23 protein-coding genes and 1 pseudogene are annotated in these 25064 nt (G+C 73.9%); 7 read left to right on the top strand and 17 right to left on the bottom strand.

Annotated features, from left to right (window positions below; translation table 11 throughout):
- Window positions 1-17: 17 nt before the first annotated feature.
- From BUE43_RS20080 to BUE43_RS20060, 5 genes and pseudogenes are all read right to left on the bottom strand, one after another.
- On the bottom strand, window positions 18-737 hold the full coding sequence (locus tag BUE43_RS20080; protein ID WP_073486108.1) for a flotillin family protein: 720 nt from the start codon (window positions 735-737) through the stop codon (window positions 18-20).
- Window positions 738-852: 115 nt separating this feature from the next.
- Window positions 853-1284, bottom strand: coding sequence for a guanyl-specific ribonuclease (locus BUE43_RS20075; RefSeq protein WP_073485465.1), 432 nt, complete (start codon window positions 1282-1284; stop codon window positions 853-855).
- Window positions 1285-1640: 356 nt separating this feature from the next.
- Window positions 1641-2123, bottom strand: a complete 483-nt coding sequence (coaD, locus tag BUE43_RS20070; RefSeq protein WP_073485463.1) for a pantetheine-phosphate adenylyltransferase — start codon at window positions 2121-2123, stop codon at window positions 1641-1643.
- A gap of 270 nt (window positions 2124-2393) precedes the next feature.
- A pseudogene (gene rsmD, locus BUE43_RS20065) lies at window positions 2394-2942 on the bottom strand (16S rRNA (guanine(966)-N(2))-methyltransferase RsmD); the annotation flags it as partial.
- Window positions 2943-3001: 59 nt separating this feature from the next.
- The gene (locus BUE43_RS20060; protein WP_073486106.1) at window positions 3002-3736 is read right to left on the bottom strand and encodes an SDR family NAD(P)-dependent oxidoreductase; all 735 of its coding nucleotides are present in this window, start codon (window positions 3734-3736) and stop codon (window positions 3002-3004) included.
- A 70-nt stretch (window positions 3737-3806) separates the two neighbouring features.
- On the opposite strand from BUE43_RS20060, the gene BUE43_RS20055 reads away from it, so the two are divergent.
- Window positions 3807-4361: a MarR family winged helix-turn-helix transcriptional regulator gene (locus BUE43_RS20055; RefSeq protein ID WP_073485459.1), complete on the top strand. Its 555-nt coding sequence runs from the start codon at window positions 3807-3809 to the stop codon at window positions 4359-4361.
- Window positions 4362-4499: 138 nt separating this feature from the next.
- Window positions 4500-5456 carry an ABC transporter substrate-binding protein gene (locus tag BUE43_RS20050; protein ID WP_200797604.1) on the top strand — a complete coding sequence of 319 codons (957 nt, stop codon included), beginning with the start codon at window positions 4500-4502 and terminating at the stop codon, window positions 5454-5456.
- Between the two features lie 315 nt (window positions 5457-5771).
- On the opposite strand, the gene BUE43_RS20045 is transcribed toward BUE43_RS20050, so the two are convergent.
- The 4 genes from BUE43_RS20045 to BUE43_RS20030 all read right to left on the bottom strand — a co-directional run bounded on the left by BUE43_RS20045 (window position 5772) and on the right by BUE43_RS20030 (window position 14260).
- Complete coding sequence (locus BUE43_RS20045; protein WP_073485457.1) at window positions 5772-6602, bottom strand: arginase family protein; 831 nt, start codon at window positions 6600-6602, stop codon at window positions 5772-5774.
- Window positions 6602-9982, bottom strand: coding sequence for a pyruvate carboxylase (locus BUE43_RS20040; RefSeq protein ID WP_073485455.1), 3381 nt, complete (start codon window positions 9980-9982; stop codon window positions 6602-6604). The genes BUE43_RS20045 and BUE43_RS20040 overlap by 1 nt, the downstream gene beginning before the upstream one ends.
- A 233-nt stretch (window positions 9983-10215) precedes the next feature.
- A complete protein-coding gene (gene recG, locus BUE43_RS20035; RefSeq protein WP_073485453.1) occupies window positions 10216-12465 on the bottom strand; it encodes an ATP-dependent DNA helicase RecG in 2250 nt (749 codons plus the stop codon).
- Between the two features lie 97 nt (window positions 12466-12562).
- On the bottom strand, window positions 12563-14260 hold the full coding sequence (locus BUE43_RS20030) for a DAK2 domain-containing protein (RefSeq protein WP_073485450.1): 1698 nt from the start codon (window positions 14258-14260) through the stop codon (window positions 12563-12565).
- A gap of 204 nt (window positions 14261-14464) precedes the next feature.
- Here BUE43_RS20030 and rpmB point away from each other — a divergent pair, with 204 nt between their 5' ends.
- Both rpmB and BUE43_RS20020 read left to right on the top strand, forming a co-directional pair.
- Complete coding sequence (rpmB, locus tag BUE43_RS20025; RefSeq protein ID WP_073485448.1) at window positions 14465-14656, top strand: 50S ribosomal protein L28; 192 nt, start codon at window positions 14465-14467, stop codon at window positions 14654-14656.
- A 182-nt stretch (window positions 14657-14838) separates the two neighbouring features.
- Window positions 14839-15618, top strand: a complete 780-nt coding sequence (locus tag BUE43_RS20020; protein ID WP_073486101.1) for a VOC family protein — start codon at window positions 14839-14841, stop codon at window positions 15616-15618.
- Between the two features lie 42 nt (window positions 15619-15660).
- Here the strand turns inward: BUE43_RS20020 and BUE43_RS20015 are convergent, their stop codons facing one another.
- The 6 genes from BUE43_RS20015 to BUE43_RS19990 form a co-directional block, all read right to left on the bottom strand.
- Window positions 15661-16338: a uracil-DNA glycosylase gene (locus BUE43_RS20015; protein ID WP_073485446.1), complete on the bottom strand. Its 678-nt coding sequence runs from the start codon at window positions 16336-16338 to the stop codon at window positions 15661-15663.
- A gap of 91 nt (window positions 16339-16429) precedes the next feature.
- The gene (locus tag BUE43_RS20010) at window positions 16430-17416 is read right to left on the bottom strand and encodes an SDR family oxidoreductase (RefSeq protein WP_073486099.1); all 987 of its coding nucleotides are present in this window, start codon (window positions 17414-17416) and stop codon (window positions 16430-16432) included.
- Window positions 17417-17575: 159 nt separating this feature from the next.
- Entirely contained in the window at window positions 17576-17965 is a 390-nt protein-coding gene (locus tag BUE43_RS20005; protein WP_200797603.1) for an inorganic pyrophosphatase, read from the bottom strand.
- A gap of 2 nt (window positions 17966-17967) precedes the next feature.
- Complete coding sequence (locus tag BUE43_RS20000; RefSeq protein ID WP_073485445.1) at window positions 17968-18489, bottom strand: gamma carbonic anhydrase family protein; 522 nt, start codon at window positions 18487-18489, stop codon at window positions 17968-17970.
- Between the two features lie 162 nt (window positions 18490-18651).
- The gene (locus tag BUE43_RS19995; RefSeq protein ID WP_073485443.1) at window positions 18652-19188 is read right to left on the bottom strand and encodes a GNAT family N-acetyltransferase; all 537 of its coding nucleotides are present in this window, start codon (window positions 19186-19188) and stop codon (window positions 18652-18654) included.
- Window positions 19189-19258: 70 nt separating this feature from the next.
- A complete protein-coding gene (locus tag BUE43_RS19990; RefSeq protein ID WP_268844437.1) occupies window positions 19259-20224 on the bottom strand; it encodes a thiamine-phosphate kinase in 966 nt (321 codons plus the stop codon).
- 98 nt (window positions 20225-20322) lie between these two features.
- On the opposite strand from BUE43_RS19990, the gene BUE43_RS19985 reads away from it, so the two are divergent.
- Complete coding sequence (locus BUE43_RS19985; protein ID WP_073485439.1) at window positions 20323-20559, top strand: Lrp/AsnC family transcriptional regulator; 237 nt, start codon at window positions 20323-20325, stop codon at window positions 20557-20559.
- Between the two features lie 21 nt (window positions 20560-20580).
- A complete protein-coding gene (locus BUE43_RS19980) occupies window positions 20581-21219 on the top strand; it encodes a DUF3515 domain-containing protein (RefSeq protein ID WP_083959856.1) in 639 nt (212 codons plus the stop codon).
- A gap of 348 nt (window positions 21220-21567) precedes the next feature.
- On the opposite strand, the gene BUE43_RS19975 is transcribed toward BUE43_RS19980, so the two are convergent.
- Together BUE43_RS19975 and pdxR are read right to left on the bottom strand one after the other, a co-directional pair.
- Complete coding sequence (locus BUE43_RS19975; RefSeq protein ID WP_073485437.1) at window positions 21568-22665, bottom strand: D-alanine--D-alanine ligase family protein; 1098 nt, start codon at window positions 22663-22665, stop codon at window positions 21568-21570.
- 67 nt (window positions 22666-22732) lie between these two features.
- Window positions 22733-24139, bottom strand: a complete 1407-nt coding sequence (gene pdxR / locus BUE43_RS19970) for a MocR-like pyridoxine biosynthesis transcription factor PdxR (RefSeq protein ID WP_073485435.1) — start codon at window positions 24137-24139, stop codon at window positions 22733-22735.
- A 134-nt stretch (window positions 24140-24273) separates the two neighbouring features.
- On the opposite strand from pdxR, the gene BUE43_RS19965 reads away from it, so the two are divergent.
- Window positions 24274-24870, top strand: coding sequence for a pyridoxamine 5'-phosphate oxidase family protein (locus BUE43_RS19965; protein ID WP_073486093.1), 597 nt, complete (start codon window positions 24274-24276; stop codon window positions 24868-24870).
- Window positions 24871-25064: the final 194 nt, after the last annotated feature.

The raw sequence follows: 25064 nt of genomic DNA, 5'->3' as shown, positions 1-25064 counted from the left end.
GGCCGGGCGGCTCAGGCTCACATCTGGTAGTCGAAGCCGGCAACGCCGTTGCCGCTGCCCACCGGGCTCCTCAGCTGCTGACGGCCCTTCTCCACGGTGCGCATCGTGCGCCCGAGCAGGTCCTCGAAGTCGGCCAGCTTGTTGTCGACGTAGGCGTCGCACTCGCCGCGCAGCCGCTGCGCCTCGGCGGTGGCGGCCTCCACGACGCGCTGCGACTCCGCGCGCGCGGCCTGGACCACCTCGGTCTGGGACACCAGCCTGGCCTGCTCGGCGCGGCCGTCCTCGACGGCGCGCTCGTAGGACTCCCGGCCGGCCTGCAGCATCCGGTCGGCCTCGGCCTGCGCCCGGCCCACCAGCTCCTCGTAGTGCGCGCGGCCGGCGGCCACGGCGCGCTCGGCCTCGCCCCGCGCGTCGGAGACCACGCGGTCGGCGTGCGCCCGGGCCTCGGACACCAGCCGCTCCGCCTCCGCCCGCGCCTCGGCCAGCGACCGCTCCACGTCGGCGCGGGCCTGCCCGACGAGCTTCTCCGCCTCGGCGCGCGCGTTGGCGACGACCTCGTCCCGGTGGTCGAGCACGTCCTGGGCGTCGTCCAGCTCGGCGGGGATCGCGTCCCGCACGTCGTCGAGCAGCTCCAGCACGTCGCCCCTGGGGACGACGCAGCCGGAGGTCATGGGAACGCCGCGCGCCTCCTCGACGATGGTGACCAGTTCGTCGAGAGCCTCGAACACCCGGTACACGCCCGTCTCCTCGCCCGCCGGCGGCAACTTCCGCACCAGTCTGCCCTCCGCGCTCACCAGCCCCGGGGATTGCCTTCCCACGCGTGTCAGCCGCGTGGGAAGGCAACCGGACGGATCAAGCGTAGATGTTGACCAGAACGAAGCTGCGGTAGTGGTCGGAGGTGTAGAAGTACTCGCCGTCGTCACCGGTGACGATCCGCCGGGCGCCGCGGTGCGAGCTGCCCGGGGTCTTGACGGTGTACTCGTGGTAGTAGCCCTTGGGGCACTTGGGCAGGATCTTCTCGCGGTTCTTGAAGACCGTGCCGTCCTGCGGGTACGGGAACGGACCGTCGTTCTTGATCAGCCGGACGGTGTCGGCGGCCTGCTTGGGCAGGCTGGAGAGCTTGACCTTGCGGAAGTCGGACGTGTCCCCGCAGGAGGCGGAGGCCAGCGAGGCCGTGGCCTCGGGGGCGGCGAGGGCCGGCGAGGCGAGGCCGCCCACCAGGCCGAGCACCGCGAACAGGGAGACGACTAACGCCTTGGCGGCGCGCACTGAGATGTGACCCATGGCCGCGGACGGTAGTGCGGCGAAGTGATCGTTGGTTGTCGATCACGTGAAATCGACAGCAGCTCGCGACGACTTCCGGTGATTCGCGGGCACGGTTGTCCGCTGTGCCGGAAATGCGGCGTTCCCCTGAGTCTGGCGCGGCTCCGCCCCGGACGACATCCCCCGAAGCGCCGCTCTCACTCCACCGAAGGTCACACGATCGGGTAGGCCAACTCGGCAGTAGAGGAGACACCCGTCGGCACGCCATCCGCGCACGCGGCCGGGCACGGCCGACTCCGGGCGCGCCGACTCGATTCGGCGACGCGGGGCGGGGCGTGACGAAGTGCGGCGTGGCGAAGTGTGAATGGCGACGCGCGTCAGGCGCGCTCGGCGAGCCGCTGCTGGACGCGCTTCTCCACCAGCGGCGGCAGCAGGCCGGAGACGTCGCCGCCGAACTGGGCGACCTCCTTGGCCAGGGAGCTGGCGAGGAAGCTGTAGAGCGGGTTCGCGGCCATGAACAGGGTCTCCACCCCGGACAGCCGCTGGTTCATCTGCGCCATCTGCAGCTCGTAGTCGAAGTCGCTGACCGCGCGCAGGCCCTTGACGATGGCGTTGATCTGGCGCTGCCGACAGTAGTCGACGAGCAGGCCGTGCCAGGAGTCCACCCGGACGTTCGGCAGGTGCGCGGTCACCTCGCGGAGCATGTCCATCCGCTCCTCGACGGTGAAGAGCGTGCTCTTGCTCTTGTTGATCATCACCGCGACGACGACCTCGTCGAACAGCCGAGCCGCCCGCTCCACGATGTCCAGGTGACCGTTCGTGACCGGGTCGTAGGAGCCGGGGTAGACGGCACGCCTCATGAGCCCGGACCGTAGCAGCCGAACGGGCGATCTCCACGAGGTCGATCCCGCAGCGTGACCGTTGTCACCTGGCAGTGTGGCGGGCGGTGAGCGGAGCCGGCGAGGGCGCCTCGCGAAGCCGGACGAACAGCGGAAAGCGGCACGTCCGAACGCCCGTCCGCCGGGTCAACTCCCCGTCGCGGCCGGGTCGTTCCCGGCGCCCGAGTCCGCCCCCGGTCCGGCGTCCGCACCGGCGTCCGCATCGGCACCGGCACCGGCGTTCGCCCCCACGTACTCCGCCCAGTGCACGGCGGTGTCCCCGTACCTGCGGCTGCGCAGGACCGTGAGCGACGCGGGCCACTCCGGGTCGGCGCTCCTCACCGAGCGCTCGACCAGGACCACCGCGCCGGCCGCCAACCACCGCCGGTCGACCAGCCGGGCGAGCACGTCGCGCAGCTCCGCCTCGCCCAACGCGTAGGGCGGGTCCGCGAAGACCACGTCGTAGGGCAGGGCGGGCGTCTCGGCGAGCACCGCGGCCACCGCGCCCGTCCGCACCTCCGCGCCCCGCAACCGCAGGTCGGCCACGTTGCGGCGCAGCAGGTCGGCGGCCTTCCGCTCGGCCTCCACGAACAGGGCGTGCCCCGCGCCGCGCGACAACGCCTCCAGCCCGAGCGCCCCGGAGCCGGCGTAGAGGTCCAGCACGCGCGCGCCGTCGAGGTCGAACATCGCCTCCAACGCGCTGAACAGGGCCTCCCGCACCCGCTCCGAGGTGGGGCGGGTGCCGCGGGGTGGCACCGCGATCCGTCGTCCACCGGCCGTCCCGGCCACGATCCGCGTCACCCGCCCATCGTCGCACCCCGGCGCTCCCCCACTCGTCCGGCTGGGGGAGCGCCGGTGGCCTACAGCCCCCGGTGCGCGCCCCCGTTGACGTGCACGACCTGCCCCGTGACGTGCCCCGCGTCCGGCGAGGCGAGGAACGCGACGGTGGCGGCGACGTCGTCCGGCCGGCCGGCGCGACCGGTGGCGGTCTGGGCGACGAGCCACCGCCGCCGGTCCTCGGGGAGGGCGTCCCCGAAGAACTCGGTGTCCTCGATCAGGCCGGGCGCCACGACGTTGGCGGTGGCGCCCCGCTGCCCGAGGTCGGCCGCCAGCGTGGCGTTCCACGCCTCCATGCCGGCCTTGGCCGCGCCGTAGCCGTGTCCGCCGCCGGTGCGCCCGGCGATCGAGCCGATGCTGACCACCCGGCCACCCGGGGCGATCCGGTCCCGCAGCGCCGTGGTGACCAGCACCGCGGTGAGCAGGTTGGCCTCCAGGTTGGCCAGCCACGCCGCGCGGATCTCGGCGAGACCGGGGTTCTCCGGCAGGGGGTGGTAGTTCTCGACGTTGCCGCCGGCGTTGTTGACCAACACGTCGATCCGGTCCGGCAGTTCGGGCAGCGCGGCCAGCACCGAGTCCGGGTCGGCGGCGTCGAACGCCACCGCCCGCACCCGGTCGCCGAGCTCGGCCGCCGTCGCGGCCAGCCGGTCGGCGCGCCGACCGGTGATCACGACGTCCACGTCGGCGGCGGCCAGCCGGGCGGCGACCGCCCGCCCGATGCCGGTGGCGCCCCCGGTCACGACGGCCGTCCTGGTCATCGTTCCTCCCTCGTACATGCGATTCGTCCTAGATGTTTAGACCTAAACATCTACCGGTAGACTAGATCAGGTGCGCCCACCGGAGAAGCCCGACTTCGACGCCGTCGACGCGATCGAGCACGCGTGGCGCCGCGAACGGCCGGAGACACCGGTGCGCTCGATCGGCGTGATCTCGCGGGTCTGGCACGCCGCCAAGCTGCTCGGCGACGACCGCCGCCGCACCCTCGCCGCGCTCGGCGTCGACCAGGCGACCCTCGACCTGTTGTCCACCCTGCGCCGCGCCGGCCCGCCCTACCGGATGACCCCCGCGCAGCTCGCCGAGCAGTGCCTGGTCAGCGCCGGGGCGATCTCCCAGCGGGTGGTCAGGGCGGAGGCGGACGGCCTGGTCCACGTGGAGCGGACAGCCTCCGGTCGCCGCACCCGGCACGTCGAGCTCAGCGCCCGGGGGCACCACGTCGTCGAGGTCACGGTGGACCGGCTGTTGACCCACGAGCAGGAGTTGCTCGACGACCTCTCGGACGAGCAGCAGGAGCGGCTGGCCGATCTCCTGCGGGTGCTGCTGGCCGGGCTCAGGACGCGCCTCGGGGCGCCGGACGAACCCGGCCAGGTCGGCGACCAGCGGTGATGGGCCCAGCACTGCCCGAATTGTGACCTTCGCCCACCTGACCAGCCCATGGTCGACTCGGGTTAGGACAGGCTAACCTCCCGAGGACCGTTCGGGGGACGGTCAACCCCGAGGCCGCGACCGTCGAAGGAGGACCGAGTGCGCCTACGCCGCATCCGTCCGCTGACCACCCTCATCGCCCTGGCCACGGTGGCCGGGCTGGCCCTGTCCGGCTGCGGCGGGGGCTCGACCCCCGCCGGCGGCGCGTCCACCGGCCAGGGCGCCGAGCGCACCGTCAAGCACGCGATGGGCGAGACGAAGGTGCCGGCCAACCCCCAGCGCGTCGTCGTCCTGGACACCGGCGAGCTCGACAGCGTGCTCGCGCTCGGGGTCACCCCGGTGGGCGCGGTCACCACCGAGGTCTCCGCCGACTTCCCCGCCTACCTCAAGGACCGGCTCAAGGACACCAAGCGGGTCGGCACCATCCCGGCCCCGAACTTCGACCGGATCACCGAGGCCCGGCCGGACCTGATCCTGTCCAACAAGGTCCGCCACGCCCAGCACTACGACAAGCTCAGCCAGATCGCGCCCACCGTGTTCGCCGACCAGATCGGCTCGACCTGGCGGGAGACCTTCCTGCTCTACGCCGACGCCCTGGGGAAGAAGGGCGACGCGGAGAAGCTGCTCGCCCAGTACAGGGACCGGGCGAAGCAGGTCGGCCAGCAGCTGGGCGACCCGGCGTCGAAGAAGGTGAGCGCGGTGCGGTTCGTCACCGGCGCGCAGACCATCCGCGCCTACACGCCGAACTCGTTCCTGGGCACGGTCCTCGCCGACGTCGGCGTGGCCCGACCGCAGTCGCAGCAGGGCGAGAAGGTCTTCCAGGACATCTCCCGGGAGAACATCGGCCAGCTCGACGGCGACGTGCTGATCTACGCCTCCTTCGGCGACCCGGAGAAGTCCGGGGAGAAGGCGGTGACCGAGATGCCGCAGTGGAAGTCGCTCGGCGCGGTGCGGGCGGGCAAGGCGTCCCGGGTGGACGACGACCACTTCTACGTGGGCCTCGGGCTGCTGGCGGCCAACCGGATCCTGGACGACCTCAAGGGCATCCTCAAGTAACGCCCGGGAAAACGACGGAAGAGCGGCGCCCATGGGCGCCGCTCTTCTGCTTTTCCCCGCGAAACGACAACCCCCTGGGCAGACCCCCGCCCTCCCGGGGGACGAGCCCCGCTCAAGCCTATCCGGCGGAGACCGGCCGCCGCCAGGGAATTACCGTCCCCTGTGGACAGACCGCGGCACTTGTCCACAGGCCCGCCACCAGCACTTGACGGAAGTCCACTCTCCACTCACCACGAAAGCGCATCTCTCAACGTGCGATTGACACTCGGGAAACCGCTGTCGTTGTGAACGCTCCGTTTTCCTGATCGCCGCCAGTCACTCCAGCGCCGCGCAGGCGGCTCGCACGATCGGGAGGATTCGGCCGAGCTCGTCGCGGTCGGTGGTCACGCACTCGGTGATGCCCACCCCGACCACCGGCAGCGCCGCCGCCACCGCCTCGATCCCCGCGACCACCTCGTCGACCGTCAACCCGTCCGGTTCCGGACAGCACGCGCCCGAGAAAACACCCGGGTCCAGCACGTCCAGGTCGACGTGGAGGTAGGCCTGCCGCGCGCCCGTCGCGACCAGCGCGCCCGCCACCCGTCGCGGGTCGCGCGCCGCCTCCGGCGGCAGGTGCGCGACCAGACCCGCCTCGATCGCCGGGCGTTCGTCGGCGTCCACGGCCCGCGCCCCCGCCAGCACCACCTGCCCCGCGGTGATCGGGGGGTCGGCGACGAGCGCGGGATCGCCCTCGCCCAACGCCGCCCGCAGCGCCATCCCGTGGAACGCCGCGGACGGCGAGGTCCGCGGCGTGTGGAGATCCGCGTGGGCGTCCCACCACACGACCCCCAGCCCCTCGCCGACCCGTTCCCGCGCCACCGCGAGCGCCGCGGTCTCCACGCCGCAGTCGCCGCCGACGAGCAGGACGGGGTCCGTCACCCGGCGGAACGCGGCGAGCTGCGCCCACCGGTTGGCCACCAGCCCGCTGAGGCTGGCCACTCCCCCGGTGCGGGGCGTGGTCCCGGACGCGACGGCCACCACCCTGGGCGAACGGCGGAGCGCCGCGCCGGCCATTTCGGCCAGCGCGGCGCATCCGGTGGGCAGTCGACCGCCGTTGACGACGACCGCCCCCTGGTGCTGGGGAACAGCGACCAGTTCGACCGGCATCAGGCCAGCTCCAGCAGGAGGTCACCGCCCTCGACCTGCTGCACCGAGCCGATGGCCAGCCGCTTGACCACGCCCGGCTTGGGCGCGGTGATCGCGGCCTCCATCTTCATGGCCTCGATGGTGGCGATCGTCTGACCGCTCTCCACCTGGTCGCCCTCGGCCACGGCCAGCGTGACGACCCCGGCGAACGGCGCGGCCACGTGGTCCTGGTTGGTCCGGTCGGCCTTCTCGGCGGCCGGGATGTCCGAGGCCACCGAGCGGTCGCGCACCTGGATCGGCCGGAGCTGGCCGTTGAGCGTGGCCATCACCGTGCGCATGCCGCGCTCGTCGGCCTCGCCGATGGCCTCCAGGCCGATCAGCAGCCGCACGCCCGGCTCCAGGTCGACCGAGTACTCCTCGCCCGGCCGCAGGCCGTAGAAGAAGTCCTTGCTGCGCAGGACGCTGGTGTCGCCGTAGGCCTCGCGGTGCGCGGCGAACTCCCTGGCCGGGCCGGGGAACAGCAGCCGGTTGAGGGTGGCCCTGCGGTTGTCCACGAGCCCCGCGCGGTCCTCGTCGGACAGCTCGACCAGGCGCCGGGGCGCGGTGCGGCCGGCCAGCGCCCTGGCCCGGAACGGCTCCGGCCAGCCCCCGGGCGGGTCGCCCAGCTCGCCGTGCAGGAAGCCGACGACCGAGTCCGGGATGTCGAACCGGCCGGGCTCGGCCTCGAACTCCTTCGGGTCCACCCCGGCGCCCACCAGGTGCAGCGCCAGGTCGCCGACCACCTTGGACGACGGGGTGACCTTCACCAGCCGGCCGAGCATCCGGTCGGCGGCGGCGTACATCGCCTCGATCTCCTCGAACCGGTCGCCGAGGCCGAGCGCGACGGCCTGCTGCCGCAGGTTCGACAGCTGCCCGCCGGGGATCTCGTGGCGGTACACGCGGCCGGTCGGCGAGGCGAGGCCGGACTCGAACGGCGCGTACACCCGCCGCACGGCCTCCCAGTACGGCTCCAGGTCGCAGACCGCCTGCAGGTCCAGGCCGGTGGCCCGCTCGGTGTGGTCGGTGGCCGCCACGATCGCCGACAGCGCCGGCTGCGACGTGGTGCCGGCCAGCGACGCGGCCGCGCCGTCCACCGCGTCCACACCGGCCTGGATGGCCGCCAGGTAGGTGGCGAGCTGGCCGCCGGGCGTGTCGTGGGTGTGCAGGTGGACCGGGAGCCCGAACTCCGAGCGCAGCGCGGTGACGAGCTTGGCCGCGGCCGGCGGCCGGAGCAGGCCGGCCATGTCCTTGATCGCCAGCACGTGCGCGCCGGCGTCGACCATCTGCTCGGCCAGCCGCAGGTAGTAGTCGAGCGTGTAGAGCTTCTCCGCCGGGTCGGACAGGTCGGCGGTGTAGCAGAGCGCGACCTCGGCCACGGCGGTGCCGGTCTCCCGGACCGCCTCGATCGCCGGCCGCATCTGGTTGACGTCGTTGAGGGCGTCGAAGATGCGGAAGATGTCGATCCCGGTCGCGGTGGCCTCCTCGACGAAGGCCTTGGTCACCTCGGTCGGGTAGGGCGTGTACCCCACGGTGTTGCGGCCGCGCAGCAGCATCTGGATGCAGATGTTGGGCAGCGCGGAGCGCAGCGCGGCCAACCGCTCCCACGGGTCCTCGGCGAGGAACCGCAGCGCGACGTCGTAGGTGGCGCCGCCCCACGCCTCCACCGACAGCAGTTGCGGGGTCATCCGCGCGATGTGCGGGGCCACCGTCAGCAGGTCCTTCGTGCGGACCCGGGTGGCCAGCAGCGACTGGTGGGCGTCCCGGAAGGTCGTGTCGGTGACGCCGACCGCCGGGTTCTGCCGCAGCCAGGAGGCGAAACCCTCCGGGCCGAGCTCCAGCAGCTTCTGCCGGGAGCCCGCCGGCGGCGCGGCGGCGAGGTCGAGCCCGCGCGGCAGCTTCAGCGCCGGGTCGACGGAGGTCGGGCGGGGACCGTTGGGCTTGTTGACCGTGACGTCCGCCAGGTAGGTCAGCATCCTGGTGCCCCGGTCCGCCGAGTGGCGGGCGGTCAGCAGGTGCGGTCGGCGCTCGATGAACGACGTGGTGACGCGACCGTTGCGGAAGTCGTCGTCGTCCAGCACCGCCTGAAGGAACGGGATGTTCGTCGCCACGCCGCGGATGCGGAACTCGGCGACGGCGCGGCGGGACCTGGCCACCGCGGCGGCGAAGTTCCGGCCGCGGCAGGTCAGCTTGACCAGCATGGAGTCGAAGTGCGCGCTGATGCCGGCGCCGGCGTGCACGGTGCCGCCGTCCAGCCGGATCCCGGAGCCGCCCGGCGACCGGTAGGCGCTGATCATGCCGGTGTCCGGCCGGAACCCGTTGGCCGGGTCCTCGGTGGTGATCCGGCACTGGAGCGCGGCGCCGCGCAGCTGGATCGAGTCCTGGCTCAGGCCGAGGTCGGCCAGCGTCTCGCCGGAGGCGATGCGCAGCTGGGACTGCACCAGGTCGACGTCGGTGACCTCCTCGGTCACCGTGTGCTCCACCTGGATGCGCGGGTTCATCTCGATGAAGACCGGGTTGCCCTCCCGGTCCACCAGGAACTCGACGGTGCCGGCGTTGACGTAGCCGATGTGCTTGGCGAAGGCCACCGCGTGCGCGCAGATGCGCTCGCGCAGCTCCGGGTCCAGGTTGGGCGCCGGGGCGATCTCGATGACCTTCTGGTGCCGCCGCTGTACCGAGCAGTCCCGCTCGAACAGGTGGATGACGTTGCCCTCGGCGTCGGCGAGGATCTGCACCTCGATGTGCCGCGGCTCCACCACGGCCTGCTCCAGGAACACGGTGGGGTCGCCGAAGGCCGCGTCGGCCTCCCGCATGGCGGCCTCCAGCGCCTCGCGCAGCGCTTCGCGCGTCTCGACGCGGCGCATGCCCCGGCCGCCACCGCCGGCCACCGCCTTGACGAACACCGGGAAGCCGACCTCGTCGGCGGCCGCGAGCAGCCCCTCGACGTCGGAGGAGGGGGCGGAGGAGCGGAGCACCGGGAGCCCGGCCTCCCTGGCCGCCGCCACCGCGGTGGCCTTGTTCCCGGTCAGCGTGAGCACCTCGGGGGTGGGTCCCACGAAGGTGATGCCGGCCGCGCGACACGCCTCGGCCAGCTTCGGGTTCTCGGACAGGAAGCCGTAACCCGGGTAGATCGCGTCCGCTCCGGCCTCCCTGGCCGCCTTGACGATCTCCTCGACGGACAGGTAGGCGCGCACGGGGTGGCCCGGCTCGCCGATCTCGTACGCCTCGTCGGCCTTCAGCCGGTGCAGCGAGTTGCGATCCTCGTGCGGGAACACGGCGACGGTGTTCGCGCCCAGCTCGTAAGCCGCGCGAAAGGCGCGGATCGCGATCTCGCCGCGGTTGGCGACGAGCACCTTGCGAAACATCCCGCTTCCTCCCGAAGGTGGTCAGGGGTGGATGGCCCGACGGTATCCCGAGTATTCCGCGTCACGGGAGCGATATCCCAGGTGACGGACATCATCTCCGGTCACCGGACAGCCACTTGACGAGCCACCGTACGGCTGTTGTTCGAACGGAGTCGGGAAAGATTTTCGTGGCTCATTTTCACCCGTTTGCCGGCGACACGCCAGAGAATCACCGGCGCGTTCGCCGACGGCGATCACGTCTTCTCCAGGTACTCCGCGCGCTCGTCGTCGACGAGCTCGGCGACCATCCGCGCCAGCCCGGGGTGGCCGACCAGGTCGGGGTCGGCGGCGACCAGGCGCTGCGCCTCCACCCGCGCCTCCGCGATCAGCTCCTCGTCCCGCAGCAGCGACAGCAGCCGCAGCGTCGAGCGCCGCCCGGACTGGGCCGCGCCGAGGATGTCGCCCTCCCGCCGCAGCTCCAGGTCCAGCCGGGCCAGCTCGAAGCCGTCGAGGGTGGCGGCCACCGCGTCCAGCCGCTCCCTGGTGGTCGTGCCGCCCGGCGTCTCGGTGACCAGCAGGCACAGCCCGGGCGCGCTGCCCCGGCCGACGCGGCCGCGCAGCTGGTGCAGCTGGCTGACGCCGAACCGGTCCGCGTCCATGATCACCATGGCCGTCGCGTTCGGCACGTTGACACCGACCTCGACGACCGTGGTGGCGACCAGCACGTCCACGTCGCCGGCCGCGAAGGCCCGCATCACCGCGTCCTTCTCCTCCGCGGGCAGCCGACCGTGCAGCACCCCCACCCGGACGTCGGCCAACGCCCCCGACGCCAGCGCCGGCGCCACGTCCAGCACCGCCAACGGCGGTCGCCGCTCGGTGTCCGAGCCGTCCGGCCCGTCGGACTCGCCCGGCTCCGGCTCGGCCGCGCCCGACGCGGCGTCCGGCGCGTCCTCGTCGCGGCCGTCCTTCCCGCCCCCGCCGTCGTCGCCGATGCGCGGGCACACCACGTACGCCTGGTGGCCGGCCCGCACCTCCTCGACGACGCGTTGCCACACGCGGTCCAGCCAGGCGGGCTTCTCGGCCGCCGGCACGACCGTGGTCGCGATCGGCGACCGCCCCACCGGCATCTCGCGCAGAGAAGAGGTCTCCAGGTCGCCGTAGACGGTCATCGCGACGGTGCGGGGGATCGGGGTGGCGGTCATGACCAGGACGTGCGGACTGGTCTCCTCCCCGCCCCGCGCCCGCAGCGCGTCCCGCTGCTCGACGCCGAACCGGTGCTGCTCGTCCACCACCACCAGGCCGAGGTCGGCGAACGACACCCGGTCCTGGATCAGCGCGTGCGTGCCGACGACGATGCCGGCGGCGCCGGAGGCCGCGTCCAGCAGCGCCTGCTTGCGCTGCGCGGCCGGCAGCGAGCCGGTGAGCAGGGTGACCCGGGTGGCGTGCTCGGCCGCGCCCAGCTCCCCCGCCATCGCCAGGTCGCCCAGCATCTCCCGCAGCGACCGGGCGTGCTGGGCGGCCAGGACCTCGGTGGGCGCCAGCATCGCCGCCTGCCGCCCCGCGTCCACGACCTGGAGGATGGCCCGCAGCGCGACCATGGTCTTGCCCGAGCCCACCTCGCCCTGGAGGAGGCGGTTCATCGGGTGCTCGCCGGACAGGTCGGCGGCGATCGTCTCGCCCACCTCCCGCTGCCCGGCGGTGAGCTGGAACGGCAGCCGGGCGTCGAAGGCGTCCAGGATGCCGCCGGACCGCGGCGGGCACGCCGGGGCGGGGCGGGTCTGGGCCACCTGGCGGCGCTGCGCCAGGGCGAGCTGCACCGCCAGCCCCTCGTCCCACTTCAGCCGGTCCCTGGCCGCCTCGACGGCCGCCCGGTCCGCCGGCCGGTGGATGCCGCGCAGCGCCGCGCCGAGGTCGAGCAGGCGGTGCCGCGTCCGCAGCTGCTCCGGCAGCGGGTCGTCGGGCTCGTCGAGGGTGTCCAGGACCTGCGCGACGCAGCGGGCGATCGACCAGGAGGGCAGGCCCTGCGCCGCCGGGTACACCGGGATGAGCGTGCCGGCGAACTCCTCGGCCTCCGAGCGCTCCTCCCCCTCGTCGACGGCGTCCAGCAGCCGGTACTCGGGGTTCGCGAGCTGGAGCTTGCCCCGGTAGGCGGTCACCTTGCCGGCGAACAGGCCCTTCCTGCCCGGCAGCAGCTCCCGCTCCCGCCAGGGCTGGTTGAAGAAGGTGCAGGTCATGTGCCGGTGGCCGTCGGTGATGCGGACCTCCAGGATGTTGCCCCGCCGGCTGCGCATGCTGCGACTGCTGACGCGCTCCACCTGGGCCAGCACCGTGGCGTGCTCGCCGATCTCCAGGCCCGCGATGCTGGTCAGCTCACCGCGCTCGGCGTACCGCCGCGGGTAGTGCCGCAGCAGGTCGCCGGCGGTGCGCAGGCCCAGCGCCGCCTCCAGCGCCTTGCCGCTCTTCGCGCCGAGCACCCGGTCCAGCTTGTCGTCCAGCGTGGTCATCGGAACTCATTCAACCCCGCGCGACCGACATCGGCCCACGTCGCCGTCCCCGGCTTCACCCCGGTCGTCGTCGCGACCGCCACCGCGGGCCCACCGTTCACTCGACCCCCAGCCGGAGGACGGCCGTCGCCTGCCCGCCCGGGTAGACGGCGAGCTCGACCTCCGGGTGGGAGCGGCGCAGGTGCTCCTCCAGCTCGGCGGCCAGCTCCTCGGGCGCGTCCGCGCCGAGCAGCGCGGTCACCAGCTCGCCGCCCACCGACAACATGAGGTCGGCCAGCCGGCAGGCGGCGCCCGCGAGGTCGGCGGGCTCGGCGATGAGCACCACCTCCCCGTCGGCCATGCCCAGGACGTCCCCCGGCTGGCAGCGGCCCACCCAGGTCAGCGCCTCCCGCTGGGCCACCACCAGCTCACCCCGGCGGGTGGCGGCCGCGGCCTCGGCCATGGCGACGACGTCGTCGCCGGGCCGGCGGGTCGCGTCGTGCACGGCCAACGCGGCCAGCCCCTGCACCGGTGAGGCCGTGGGCACCACGATGACGTCCTGCCCGGACCGCACGGCCTGGTCGGCGGCCTGCTCGGCGACCGGCGTCAACTCGTCGGCGTTGGGCACCACGACGACGTGCCGCGCCCGCGCGCCGGCGATCGCGGCCAGCAGCTCCGCGACGCTGGGCCGGCCGAGGAGGACCGCGGCGCCCTCGCCCCGGAACAGCTCGGCGGTGCCCGCGCCGTCGGCGACGGCCACCACCGCCCGGTCCCTGGCGAACCGGCTGGGCTCGGCCGCGACCTGGTCGGCGAACCGGACCACGGTGATGCGGTGCGGGCGCCCGACCTCGATCCCGACCTCCACCGCCGCGCCCACGTCGTTGGTGTGGACGTGGACGGTCCACAGCCCGCGCCCGCCCGGGGTGCCGTCGGCCACCACGGACACGCAGTCGCCCAGTTCGGCCAGCTCCGCGCGCAGGCGCGCCGCGCCGGCGTCGTCGGTGCGGTCGAGCAGGTACATGACCTCGTACTCGAACTCCGTCGAGCCGCTCTCCCGCTCGGCGCGCAGGACGACCGCCGACCGGGCCACCCGGTGGGTGGCGACCACGGACGGCTCGGCCCGGCCGGTGACCGTCGCCGCCAACGCGTCGAGGAGGACGACCAGCCCCCTGCCGCCGGCGTCCACCACGCCCGCCCTGGCCAACGCCGCGAGCTGGTGCGGGGTCTCGCTGAGCGCGGTGGCGGCCGTCCTGGCCGCGACGAGCACCACCGCAGCCAGCTCAGTCAACTCAGGCAGCTCAGTCAGCTCGTTCCCGTCCCCCTCGGCGGCCGTGGCGTCGGCGACGCCGTCGGCCACCGCGCGCAGGACGGTCAGGACGGTGCCGGGCGCGGGCTCCGCGACCGCGGCGTGAGCCAGGTCGGCGGCCCGCCGGAACGCGTGGCGCAGCGCGACGGCGTCAACGTCGGCGCTGTCGTTGGCGTTGTTGTCGGCGTTGTTGTCGGCGGCGGCGCGGTCGCGGAACGCCTCGGCGAAGCCGCGCAGCACCTGCGACAGGATCACTCCGGAGTTGCCGCGCGCCCCCGTGAGCGCGCCCCTGGCCATGGCCGCCGCGGCGGTCGCCGCCGGCGCCTCCGGCTCCACCCGCAACAGGGCGTCCAGCGCCGCCCGCATGGTGTGCAGCAGGTTGGTCCCGGTGTCGCCGTCGGCGACCGGGTAGACGTTGATGCGGTCGATGTCCTCGCGGCTGACGTCGAGCGCCTCGACGCACGCCGCGGCCCAGCGGCGGAGCGCCGCCGCGTCGAGCACCCGCAGCACGGCTCCGCCTCCCGCCGGTGGTGGTGATCGTCTGACCAGGCGAGACTAGACGGGCCGAAGGGGGGCGGTTTGGCTGCCCCAGCGCTCACGGGCTACCCTGTCCGAGTTGATTGCCCGGCCCGGCCCGGGCACGTGCATTTTTCCGCGCCCCGCATCCGTGTGGTGCGGCCGCGCGTTCCAGGAACGACGTAAGGAGTGTCTGACGTGGCTGCCGTCTGCGACGTCTGCGGCAAGGGGCCGGGCTTCGGCATGTCGGTCTCGCACTCCCACCGGCGTACCCACCGCCGGTGGAACCCGAACATCCAGACCGTGCGCGCGAAGGTCGGCGTCTCGCAGCGCCAGCGCATGAACGTGTGCACCTCCTGCCTGAAGGCGGGCAAGGTCGTTCGCGGCTGACGCGACACGGTTCCGCGGTTCGACCGGAAGGCCCGGGTGGCTCGCCACCCGGGCCTTCTGCCGTGCGCGCCACCCGGTTCACCGCCGCGCGGCTCGGATGGCGGGGCGCCGGGGACGGTGCCAGCATCGGCGCGACGGTGGCCGGCGGCGGCACGCACCCGGTCCGCGCGGGGAGGTCCGGCATGAGCGAGGTCACGTCCTACGCCCAGGGGACACCCTGCTGGGTCGACCTGTCGGCCTCCGACCGGGAGGAGGCGATGGACTTCTACCGGGAGCTGCTGGGCTGGGACTACGCCGTCGGGACGGCCGAGACCGGGTACTACACCCAGGCGCTGGTCGACGGGCGGAGCGTCGCCGCGATCTACACCCCGCCGCCGGACCAGCAGCAGCCGGTCACCTGGCTGACGTACCTGGCGACGGACGACACCAGGGCGACCGCCGAGGCGGTCGCCACCCACGGCGGCCGACTCCTGATGGACGTCATGGACGTGATGGACTTCGGCACGATGGTGGTGGCCGCCGACCCGTCCGGCGCGGTGTTCGGGGCGTGGCAGGCGGGGCGCCACATCGGCGCGAGCCTGGTCAACCAGCGCGGCGCGGTGGTGTGGAACGAGCTGGCCAGCCGGGACGCGCCCGCCGCCCGCCGCTTCTACTCGGCGGTGTTCGGGGTGGAGATCTCCCCGCCGGTCTCGGACCAGTTCGACTACACGACCTTCCGCGCCGACGACCGCGAGGTCGGCGGGATCATGACGATGGACGCGGGGTGGCCGGCCCAGCTCCCCTCGCAGTGGCAGGTCTACTTCGCCACTCCCGACGTCGACGCCGCCCTGAGGGTGGTCGAGAGCCGGGGCGGTGGCGTGTTCCACGGCCCCCTGGACTCCCCGCACGGCCGGACGGCCGCGGTCCGCGACCCCCAGGGCGCGTTGTTCTCCCTGATCAGCCCGCCGGCCGAGGGCTGGTGAGCCCCCGGACGGCTTGGCCGGCCCCGGGTCACCCCGGGCGGGCTACGGCAGCTTCCAGTCCACGGGCTGCACGCCGAGCTGCTCCAGCAGCTCGTTCGCCCGGCTGAACGGCCGGGAGCCGAAGAAGCCGCGGTCGGCGGACATCGGGCTGGGGTGCGCCGACTCGACGCACGGCACCCCCTCCAGCCACGGCCGCAGGCCGCGGGCGTCGCGTCCCCAGAGGATGGCCACCATGGGCTTGCGGCGGGCCACGAGCGCGCGGATCGCCTGCTCGGTGACCTCCTCCCAGCCCTTGCCCCGGTGCGAGTTGGGCCGGCCCGGCTCGACCGTGAGCGACCGGTTGAGCAGCAGCACGCCCTGCTCGGTCCACGGCGTCAGGTCGCCGTTGGACGGGGCGGGGTGCCCCAGGTCGGCGCTGTACTCGCGGAAGATGTTGATCAGGCTCTTGGGCAGCGGGCGGGTGTCCGGCGCGACCGAGAAGCTGAGGCCGACGGGGTGGCCGGGAGTCGGGTAGGGGTCCTGGCCGACGACCAGCACCCGGACGTCCTCGAACGGCTGTTGGAACGCGCGCAGCACGTGCTCGCCCGCCGGGAGGTACCGGCGACCGGCCGCGATCTCGGCCCGCAGGAACTCGCCCATCGCCCCGATGCGCTCGCGCACCGGAGCCAACGCCTCCGCCCAGCCGGCTTCCATGATCTCGTGCAGGGGACGTCCACTCACGGGCAGTGACCCTAGTCCAACGCGCCGCTGGTCCATTCCGGCCTCCCCGCTGGCCTCCCCACCGTCCTCCCGGCCCGGGTCGACCCCGTGGTCAGCGATAGCCCGTGTCATTGGCTGGCAGCCCCCTGTCCTGTACCTCGACGACGTAACGCCAACAGTCCGGTCGCGTTCCGTCGGTGTCCGTGAATCCGTAGATCGGCGCGAGCTGGCCGCTGGAGACGACCTGCCCCGACCAGCGAGCGCGCTCCGGGTCCCCGGCCAGGGCGACGACCGCCCTGGCCACGTAGGTGGGGGACTCGGAGATGCAGAAGTGCGGCTCGTACGCGGGGAGCCGCTGGTCGTGCCCGTGTTCCTCCGGCGCCCCGGACCCGCCCTCGGGCGCCGGCCCGGGCACGGTCGCGGCACGCCAGTTCCGCTCGGTGACGCCGTAGAGGTCGAGCATCGCCTCGGAGCGCAGCCACCCCGGGGTGACGGCGACGGCCGTGCCGCCGTGGGGCGCCAACTCGACGCTCTGGGCCAGGGTCATCCGCTCGACCGCGGCCTTGACCAGGTCGTAGAAGAAGCCCTCGCGGTGGCGGTAGGCCCGGTTGTACTCGGCGGTGCCGTCCGTCATCTCCACCACCAACCCGCCCGGCCGGCGGATCAGCAGGGGCAGGGCGTGGTGGCTGGTGATGACGTGGGTGTCGATCCCCAGCCGGAGCATGCGCAGCCCGCCGTCGAGCCGGTGCTCCCAGAGCGTGCTGCCGAAGTCCGCGTGGATGTCGCCGCCGAAGATGTCGTTGACGAGCACGTCCAGTCGTCCGTGGTCGAGGTCGATCCGCCGGACGAGGTCCCTGACCTGGTCGACGTCGAGGTGGTCCACGCGGAGCGCGACGCCGTCGCCGCCGGCCGCGGTGATCAGCTCGCCGGTCTCCTCGATCGTCTCCGGCCGGTTGATCTCCGACCGGCCGGCGCGGCTGCTGCGGCCGGTCGCGTACACCGTCGCCCCGGCCCTGGCCAGCTCCACCGCGATCGCCCGCCCGGCACCCCGGGTCGCGCCGGCGACCAGCGCCACCTTCCCCGTCAACGGCCCGCTCACCACCGCCACCTCCACCCGAGCTCGGCAACCGGACGCGCTGAGTGTTCCGGGCGGCACTGACAGTTTCCGGCGACGCCGGGTCTCCGCAGGTCGGAGCCGGCGGATCGGCACGAAGTCGATTGGGGAGGGACCGATCGGGGCGGGCCGCCGTCGGCGGGGTCAGCGGGTGCCGGACGGTGGCGGCGACGGGGACGAGGCCGGGGACGGGGGCGGGCGCGGCACCAGCTCGCCGCCGATGCGCAGGACGTCGGCGCAGAACGCCCTGGCCGCGGCGATCTCGTCGGCGGTGCAGTCGAGCAGGACCTTCGTCTCCACGTCGCCCTTGGCCAGGTCGGTCGTGAGCAGGACGCCGACGACGCCGAGGCCGCGCGCGGAGCCCACGAACACGTCCACCTCCGCGCCGTCGCCGCCCCGCGTGCCGAGGAGGTGGCCGTAGTCGAGCGGGTAGACGGCCTCGGGGATCCGCGGGTGCGGCCGTCCCCTCGGCCGGTCGACCACGAGGTCGTTCCCGCGCGCCAGCGCGTCGAGCAGTGCGAAGAAGTCGCCCACGGTCAGTCGAGCCGGCGCAGCTTCTGCCGGTAGAGGTCGATGTTGGCGACGTACTTGTCGACCGCGAACTGCCAGGCCCCGTCGGGCACCTCGAAGTTCTCCCTGATCCGGGCGGGCACGCCGAGGGCCATCGCGCGGGCCGGCACGTGCCCGTCGAAGGAGACCACCGCGCCCGCGCCGACGATCGCGCCCGTCTCGACGACCGCGCCGTTGAGCACGACCGAGCCGGAGGCGATGAGGCACCGGTCGGCGATGGTGGCGCCCTCGATGTGGACGTTGTGGCCGATGACGCAGTCCGCGCCGATGACGGCGGGGTGGATCTCGGTGCAGTGCACGACCGTGCCGTCCTGCACGGACGTGCGCTCGCCGATCTCGATCCGGCCGTAGTCGCCCCGCAGCACGGCCTGGGGCCAGACGGACGCGTGCGCGCGGATGCGGACGTCGCCGATCACGGTGGCGTCCGGGTGGACGTAGGCGTCGGGGTGGATCCGCGGCTCGACATCACCCAGCGCGTAGATGGGCACGGGCGGCTCCTCTTCGGCTCGACGGGAGCAGTGATCCGCGTAACGTTACGTATTGAGGCCGTTGCGACGCGCGAGTGGTCGTCACTTGCCCTCAAGTGGCGCGAGTTGTCACCGCCGGTCTCCGCCGGTTCGCCTGCCGTCGCGGGAGCGGTGGAGTGGTCGTCATCCGGCGGCGAGGCCGGTCGCGGCGACCCCTGGGTCACCGGCATCGGAGCCGACGGCGGGCCCGAGGAGGGACTTGGCGAAGCAGCGGCTTTCCGGCTCCGTCTTGTAGACGCCGAAGTTGGCCGACGGGGCGTAGCCGGACGAGGTGTAGAGAGCGATCGCCTCGGGTTGCCTGGTGCCGGTCTCCAGCACGAGGCGGCGACGTCCGGCGGCGAGGGCGGTGCGCTCCAGCTCGGCGAGCACGGCGCGGGCGAGGCCGCGGCCGCGCGCCGCCGCCACGACGTACATGCGCTTGAGCTCGGCGTCGCCGTCGACGAAGTCCTCCTCGTCGCCGTCGTGCGCACGCCACCCGCCGCAGGCCACCGCGGCCCCGTCGACGTAGGCGACCACGAACAGCCCGCGGGGCGGGGAGAAGTCGGCGGGGTCGACCGGCGTGACGTCGATGTCGCCGTAGCGGCGCACGTACTCCTGCTGGACCTCGGCGACCAGCCTGCGGGCGTCGGGGTGGTCGTAGGCGACCGCGCGCATCTCCATGGCCCCGCACCCTAGGCAGGACCCGACCGCGTAACAATCCCTTTTAGTGCATAACTATGCAATCAGCTGCTCAGCGCCAGTGCTCCCAGCCCTGCGGCCCCTCGTAGGGCTGGCCGTCCACCGTGACTCCCTGCCCCTGGCGCACGGCGCCGATCACCCGCCAGTCCGGGGGCACGGCCTCGACGGTCGGGAAGGTCGCGGCGAGCGCGTGGTCCTCGCCGCCGGTCAGCACCCAGTGCCGGGGGTCGGCGCCGAGCGCGTTCGCGATGTCGACCAGGCGCTGGTGCACCTCCAGCAGCTCGGTCCGCACGTCGATGCCGACCTGGGAGGACTCGGCGACGTGACCGAGGTCGGCGAGCAGCCCGTCCGAGATGTCGATCATCGCGGTGGCGCCCGCCGCCGCGGCGGCCGGTCCCGCCGCGTACGGCGGCTCGGGCGCGCGCTGCGCGCCGACCACCGCCACCGGCGACCGGAATCCTCGGCCGAGCACCGCGAGCCCGGCCGCGGCCCACCCCAGGCGGCCGGCCACGGCGAGGACGTCCCCCGGCCGCGCTCCGGAACGGGTCACCGGCGCGCGGCCCTGGAGGTCGCCCAGCACGGTGACCGAGATCACCAGGCGCTCCGAGGTCACCATGTCGCCCCCGACCACGCCGGCCCCGGCGCGCGCCGCCTCAGCCCACATGCCGTTGGCCAACTCGTCCATGACCGACGCCGGGGTGTCGGGCGGGCAGGCCATGCCGACCAGCAGGGCGGTGGGCACCGCGCCCATGGCGGCGACGTCCGCCACGTTCACCGCGACCGCCTTGCGCCCCACCTGCTCCGGAGTGGACCAGTCGAGTCGGAAGTGGACGTTCTCGACGAGAACGTCGGTGCTGGCCACCACCCGTCCGTCCGGGGCAGCCACCACGGCGGCGTCGTCGCCGGGACCCAGCAGGGTGCTCGGTGGCTGAACGCGCCCCTCCGTCACCCGTCGGATAAGACCGAACTCACCCATTCCAGCGACAGTGTCCGCGGGTGACGGTCCGTCCGCGCCCAACTCAGCCTCCGATCACGAGCGTCGCGCTCACCTGCTGGGGTACTTTGCTCGTCACTGTTCCTACCCCGAGCATCGCCGTCGAGACGAAGGGGCGCGCCGTGGTCCAGGCATACATCCTGATCCAGACCGAGGTGGGCAAGGCTGCCGCCGTGGCCGAGCGGATCGGCCAGATCACGGGTGTGATCACCGCCGAGGACGTCACCGGTCCGTACGACGTGATCGTCAGGGCCGAGGCCGACACGGTGGACGACCTGGGCCAGCTCGTGGTCGCGCAGATCCAGGCCGTCGACGGCATCACCCGCACCCTGACCTGCCCGGTCGTCCACATCAAGTGAGCCGCGTGCTGTAGTGAGCGGGTGACGAGCGAGGAGCCCACCGGACAGCCACCCACCGCGTCCACCGCACCGACCGCGCCCCGGCCCCCGGGTCCGCCCCGCCCCCTGCTCCTGGCGGCGCTGGGGTTGGCGGTGCTGCTCGCCGGCGCGGTCGCCGTGGTCGGCGTCCTCTCTGGATCGTCCACTTCGGACAGTCAGACTGCCCGGCCCACGCGGTCGGCGGGCTCGTCCGGCTCGTCGGGGCCGCTGTCGGTCTCCGCGACGCCCGCGCCGCAGGCCGGCGCCGAGCAGTGCGCGGCGTTGCTCGGCGCGTTGCCCGCCGAGCTGCCGGCGCCGAACACCACGCTGCCGCGCCGCCCGCTCGCCGATCCCGCCCCGCCCGGCGTCGCCGCGTGGGGCGGCGCGGAGTACGAGCCGGTGGTGCTGCGCTGCGGCGTGCCCCGGCCGGCGAGCCTGGTCCAGACCTCGCAGCTCTCGGTGGTGGACGGGGTCGCCTGGCTGAGCGACTACAGCCCGGCTGGTGTGGTGTGGACGGTCGTGGACCGGCCGGTGTACCTCACGGTGAACCTGCCCGAGGCCAGCGGCACCGGGCCGATCCAGGAGATCTCGGCCGCCGTGAAGCGCACGCTGCCGGAGCAGCCGGTCGACCCGAACCGCTGAATTCCGTTCACATCCTGTCGAGCGCGGGCCCCGCCAGGTCGGTGTGCTTCACCTAACAATCGGGTGATACAACACGACCGGTGGGGCCCGTTGTCGCGCGGGTCGGGTTCGCGGGGGCGTGGCCGGCGGCCACGGTGAGTGGAGCCGGCCGGCCTCTGTCAAGCCGCTGTCCACAGGGGCCGGCAGTTGTCCACAGCGACCCGATCTCCGGGTGAACGGCGACCCCGCCCGAGGCGAGTTGTCCACAGGGCGCGGATTCACCCTCGGGCCGGGGGCGTCGTCGGGGATAGGCTGGAGCGGGGCTCGCCCCCCAGGGCGGGTGGGGGCTGTCCTGAGGGGCGCAGTGGGTCAGCGCAGGCCGGTGCCGCGCGCGACGGCGGTCTCGATCAGCGTGGTGAGCAGCTTGGTCAGGTCGACGCCGGTGGCCGCCCACATCCGCCAGTACATCGAGGCTCCCGTGAAGCCGGGCATCGTGTTCGCCTCGTTGACCACGAGCTCGCCGGCGTCGGTCACGAAGAAGTCCACCCTGGCCAGGCCCTGGCACTCCAGCGCGCGGAACGCCCGCACCGCGAGGTCGCGCAGCCGCTCGGACACGTCGTCGTCCAGCTTCGCCGGGATGTCCAGCTCGCAGACGTCGTCGAGGTACTTGGCCTCGAAGTCGTACCACTCCACGCCCTCGGCGACGAACCGGATCTCGCCCGGCAGCGACGCCTCGACCCGGCCGTCCGGGTGCTCCAGCACGCCGCACTCGACCTCGCGGCCCACGATCGCCGCCTCCACCAGCACCTTCGGGTCGGTCTGCCGGGCGAACGCGACGGCATCGGACAGCTGCGACCAGTCGGTGACCCGGGTGATGCCCACCGACGACCCCGCCCTGGCCGGCTTCACGAAGACCGGCAGGCCCAGGCGCTCCCGCTGCTCCCCGGTCAGGGTGTCCTCGCCCCGCCGCAGCACGACGTAGTCGCCGACCGGCAGCCCCTCGGCCACGAGCAGCTTCTTCGTGTACTCCTTGTCCATCGCGACCGCGCTGGACAGCACGCCGGGACCGACGTAGGGCACCCCGGCCATCTCCAGCAGGCCCTGGATCGTCCCGTCCTCGCCGTAGGCGCCGTGCAGCACGGGGAAGACCACGTCGACGCCGGAGAGCACCTCGCCCGCCCGCCCGGGCTCCAGCAGCAGGATGCCGCCCCGGGTCGGGTCGCCGGGCAGCGCCAGCGCGGCGCCGCCCGCGTCCACCGCGGGCAGCTCGCGGTCGCGGATGGCCAGCGCCTCCGGGTCGTCCGCGCCGAGCACCCACGCGCCCTCGCGGGTGATGCCGACCGGCACCACCTCGAAGCGGTCCCGGTCCAGGTGGGACAGGATGGTGCCCGCCGACACACAGGAGATGGCGTGCTCGGTGCTGCGACCGCCGAAGACGACAGCCACCCGGATCTTCCGCTCGGTCATGAGGCCCGACCCTACCCGGATGGCGGTTGCCGTCCGGCGCAAGCACACGGGGTTCCGCACGCGAGGGCTACTGCGCGGATCGCAGCAGGTCGACCAGCACGGGCACGGCCGCGCGCAGCCGCGCCCTGGTCGGCGCGGTGTAGCCGACGGGGATGCCGTGGCGGTCCGGTACGCCGTTGTAGTGCCGGGAGAGCACGTCCAGCCGCAGCCCGCGCCGCTCCCCCTCGGCGACGACCCGGCGTTCCGCCTCGGCCGAGCGCACCGGCACCAGCACGTGCGCGCCGGCGTCGTCCCCGAGCACGGGCAGGCCGGCCGAGGTCAGCGCGTCCACCACGAACGCCCGGCGGGCGGCCAGCTCGCGGCGCAGCCGCCGCAGGTGGCGCCCCAGGTCGCCGTGCCGGGCCATGGCGACGACCACGCGCTGCCCGGCGGCGGCCGGGCTCGTGCCGGTGCGGTCCCGGTGCTCCAGGACGGCCCCGGCCACCGCCGGCGGCGCGACCATCCAGCCCGTGCCCAGCACCGGGCTGATGATCTTGCTGGTGGTGCCGAGGTGGACCACGACGTCCGGGGCGAGCGCGGCCAGCAGCGGCAGTGGCGCGACGTCGTAGCGCAGCTCGCCGTCGTAGTCGTCCTCGATCACCAGCCAACCCCGCGCGCGGGCGCGCCCGACCAGCTCGACCCGGCGAGCGGCCGGCATCCGACCGCCGACGGGGTACTGGTGCGCCGGCGAGCAGAACACCGCGCGCACGTCGTCCGGGATCGCCGCCACGACGAGGCCGTCGGAGTCCACCGGCACGCCGACGACCTCCATGCCGGCCGCGCGGAACACGCCCACCGCGCGTTGGTAGCCGGGTTCCTCCACGGCCACCCGGTCGCCGCGCCGGAGCACGGTCTGCGCCAACTCGGCCACCGCCGCGGTCGTGCCCGCCGTGGCCAGGACCGGGTCGCACCGCTCGGACTCGGCCGGCACGACGAGGCCGCGGTGCCGCAGGAGGTGCTCGGCGACGGCCGCCCGGAAGGAGGGCAGCCCCGCTCGGCGCGGCAGGATCATCGGCGGCTCGTCGGCCGCCGCCCGCCACGCCCGCCGCCACGCGGCCCGGTCCAGCCCCTCCGCCCACGCCGCGCCGGGCACCAGGTGCACGACGTCGTCCGGCGCCGGCTCCTGGCGGGGCACGGCCCTCGGCCGCAGGCGCGCGCCGGGCGGGGTCGTGGTCACGAAGGTGCCGGAGCCGTGCCGCCCGTCGATCCAGCCCTCCGCGTGGAGCTGCTCGTACGCGGCCGCGGTGACGGTGCGGCTGACGCCGAGGTGGGTGGCCAGCGTGCGGGTGGAGGGCAGCCGGTCGCCCCTGCGGAGCTGCCCGGCGGCGGCCGCGGCCCGCAGCGCGTCCGCGAGCTGCACGGCCAGCGGCACGTCCCGCGCGCGGTCCAGCGCGATGGGCAGCTCGGCCGGCAGCGGCTGGGACGGCACGGACATCCCGGTGGCCTTTCGTCTTCGGCGGGGAATGGCCCTTCAACGATGCCACTGGTGGCCACCAGTCTGGGCTGGTGACCCGCCCCGACCTCTCCCCCACCGACCGGTCCACCATCAAACGAGGCAAGAACCGGGCGATGACCGATCGCTCGGCCCTGCACGACGTCCTGGACGCGGGCCTGGTCTGCCACCTCGGTGTGGTCGTCGACGGTAGCCCGCTCGTGTTGCCGACCGGTTACGGCCGCGACGGCGACACCCTCTACCTCCACGGGTCGACCGGAGCGCGCAGCCTGCGGGCCGCCGCCGACGGGGTCGACGTGTGCGTCAACGTGACCGTGCTGGACGGCGTCGTCTACGCGCGTTCGGTGTTCCACCACTCCATGAACTACCGCTCCGCCGTCGTGCACGGACGGGCGACCCTCGTGACCGACGACGACGAGAAGTTGCACGGGCTGCGCGTGCTCACCGAGCACCTCGCGCCCGGCTCGTGGGGGCACGCCCGGCTGCCGAACCGCAAGGAGCTGGCCGCGACCGCGGTGCTCGCGCTGGACCTGACCGAGGCGGCGGTGAAGGTCCGCACCGGGGGCCCGGTCGACGACGAGGAGGACATCGGCACCGTCCCGGCGTGGGCCGGGGTGCTGCCCGTCCGCCAGGTGTTCGGCGAGCCCGAGCCGTGCCACCTGCAGCCCGAGGGCACCCCGGTGCCCGGGCACGTGCGGCGCCGGGCCGGCTGACTCGCCGCGTGGGGCGGCGGGTCCGCGCCACCTCCCGCCCCGCCGCCCCACGCGGCTTCCCTCCCCGCTCCAACTCCCGCTCCAGCTCTCCGCTGCGGGTTTCCCGGCGGACACGTCGGGTTCGGGTGTTCGGGCCACCAGGCTCGGGCGCCCGGAAGTCCACGGGTGCGCGTGACCCGCAGACCACTGGGGGT

This window comes from Streptoalloteichus hindustanus (genome assembly GCF_900129375.1).
GTDB classification, from domain to species: Bacteria; Actinomycetota; Actinomycetes; order Mycobacteriales; family Pseudonocardiaceae; genus Streptoalloteichus; species Streptoalloteichus hindustanus.
The sequence above is the reverse complement of the archived record's forward strand: the minus strand, read 5'-3'. Positions and strand labels throughout refer to the sequence as shown.

Coding starts and splice junctions, on each gene's coding strand:
- BUE43_RS19995 (WP_073485443.1), bottom strand. CDS start 19,188: ATGGAGATGCGCGCGGTCGCCTACGACCACCCCGACGCCCGCAGGCTG.
- recG (WP_073485453.1), bottom strand. CDS start 12,465: ATGACCACGCTGGACGACAAGCTGGACCGGGTGCTCGGCGCGAAGAGC.
- BUE43_RS20040 (WP_073485455.1), bottom strand. CDS start 9,982: ATGTTTCGCAAGGTGCTCGTCGCCAACCGCGGCGAGATCGCGATCCGC.
- BUE43_RS20020 (WP_073486101.1), top strand. CDS start 14,839: ATGAGCGAGGTCACGTCCTACGCCCAGGGGACACCCTGCTGGGTCGAC.
- BUE43_RS20075 (WP_073485465.1), bottom strand. CDS start 1,284: ATGGGTCACATCTCAGTGCGCGCCGCCAAGGCGTTAGTCGTCTCCCTG.
- coaD (WP_073485463.1), bottom strand. CDS start 2,123: ATGAGGCGTGCCGTCTACCCCGGCTCCTACGACCCGGTCACGAACGGT.
- pdxR (WP_073485435.1), bottom strand. CDS start 24,139: ATGTCCGTGCCGTCCCAGCCGCTGCCGGCCGAGCTGCCCATCGCGCTG.
- BUE43_RS20045 (WP_073485457.1), bottom strand. CDS start 6,602: ATGCCGGTCGAACTGGTCGCTGTTCCCCAGCACCAGGGGGCGGTCGTC.
- BUE43_RS19975 (WP_073485437.1), bottom strand. CDS start 22,665: ATGACCGAGCGGAAGATCCGGGTGGCTGTCGTCTTCGGCGGTCGCAGC.
- BUE43_RS20060 (WP_073486106.1), bottom strand. CDS start 3,736: ATGACCAGGACGGCCGTCGTGACCGGGGGCGCCACCGGCATCGGGCGG.
- BUE43_RS19965 (WP_073486093.1), top strand. CDS start 24,274: ATGACCGATCGCTCGGCCCTGCACGACGTCCTGGACGCGGGCCTGGTC.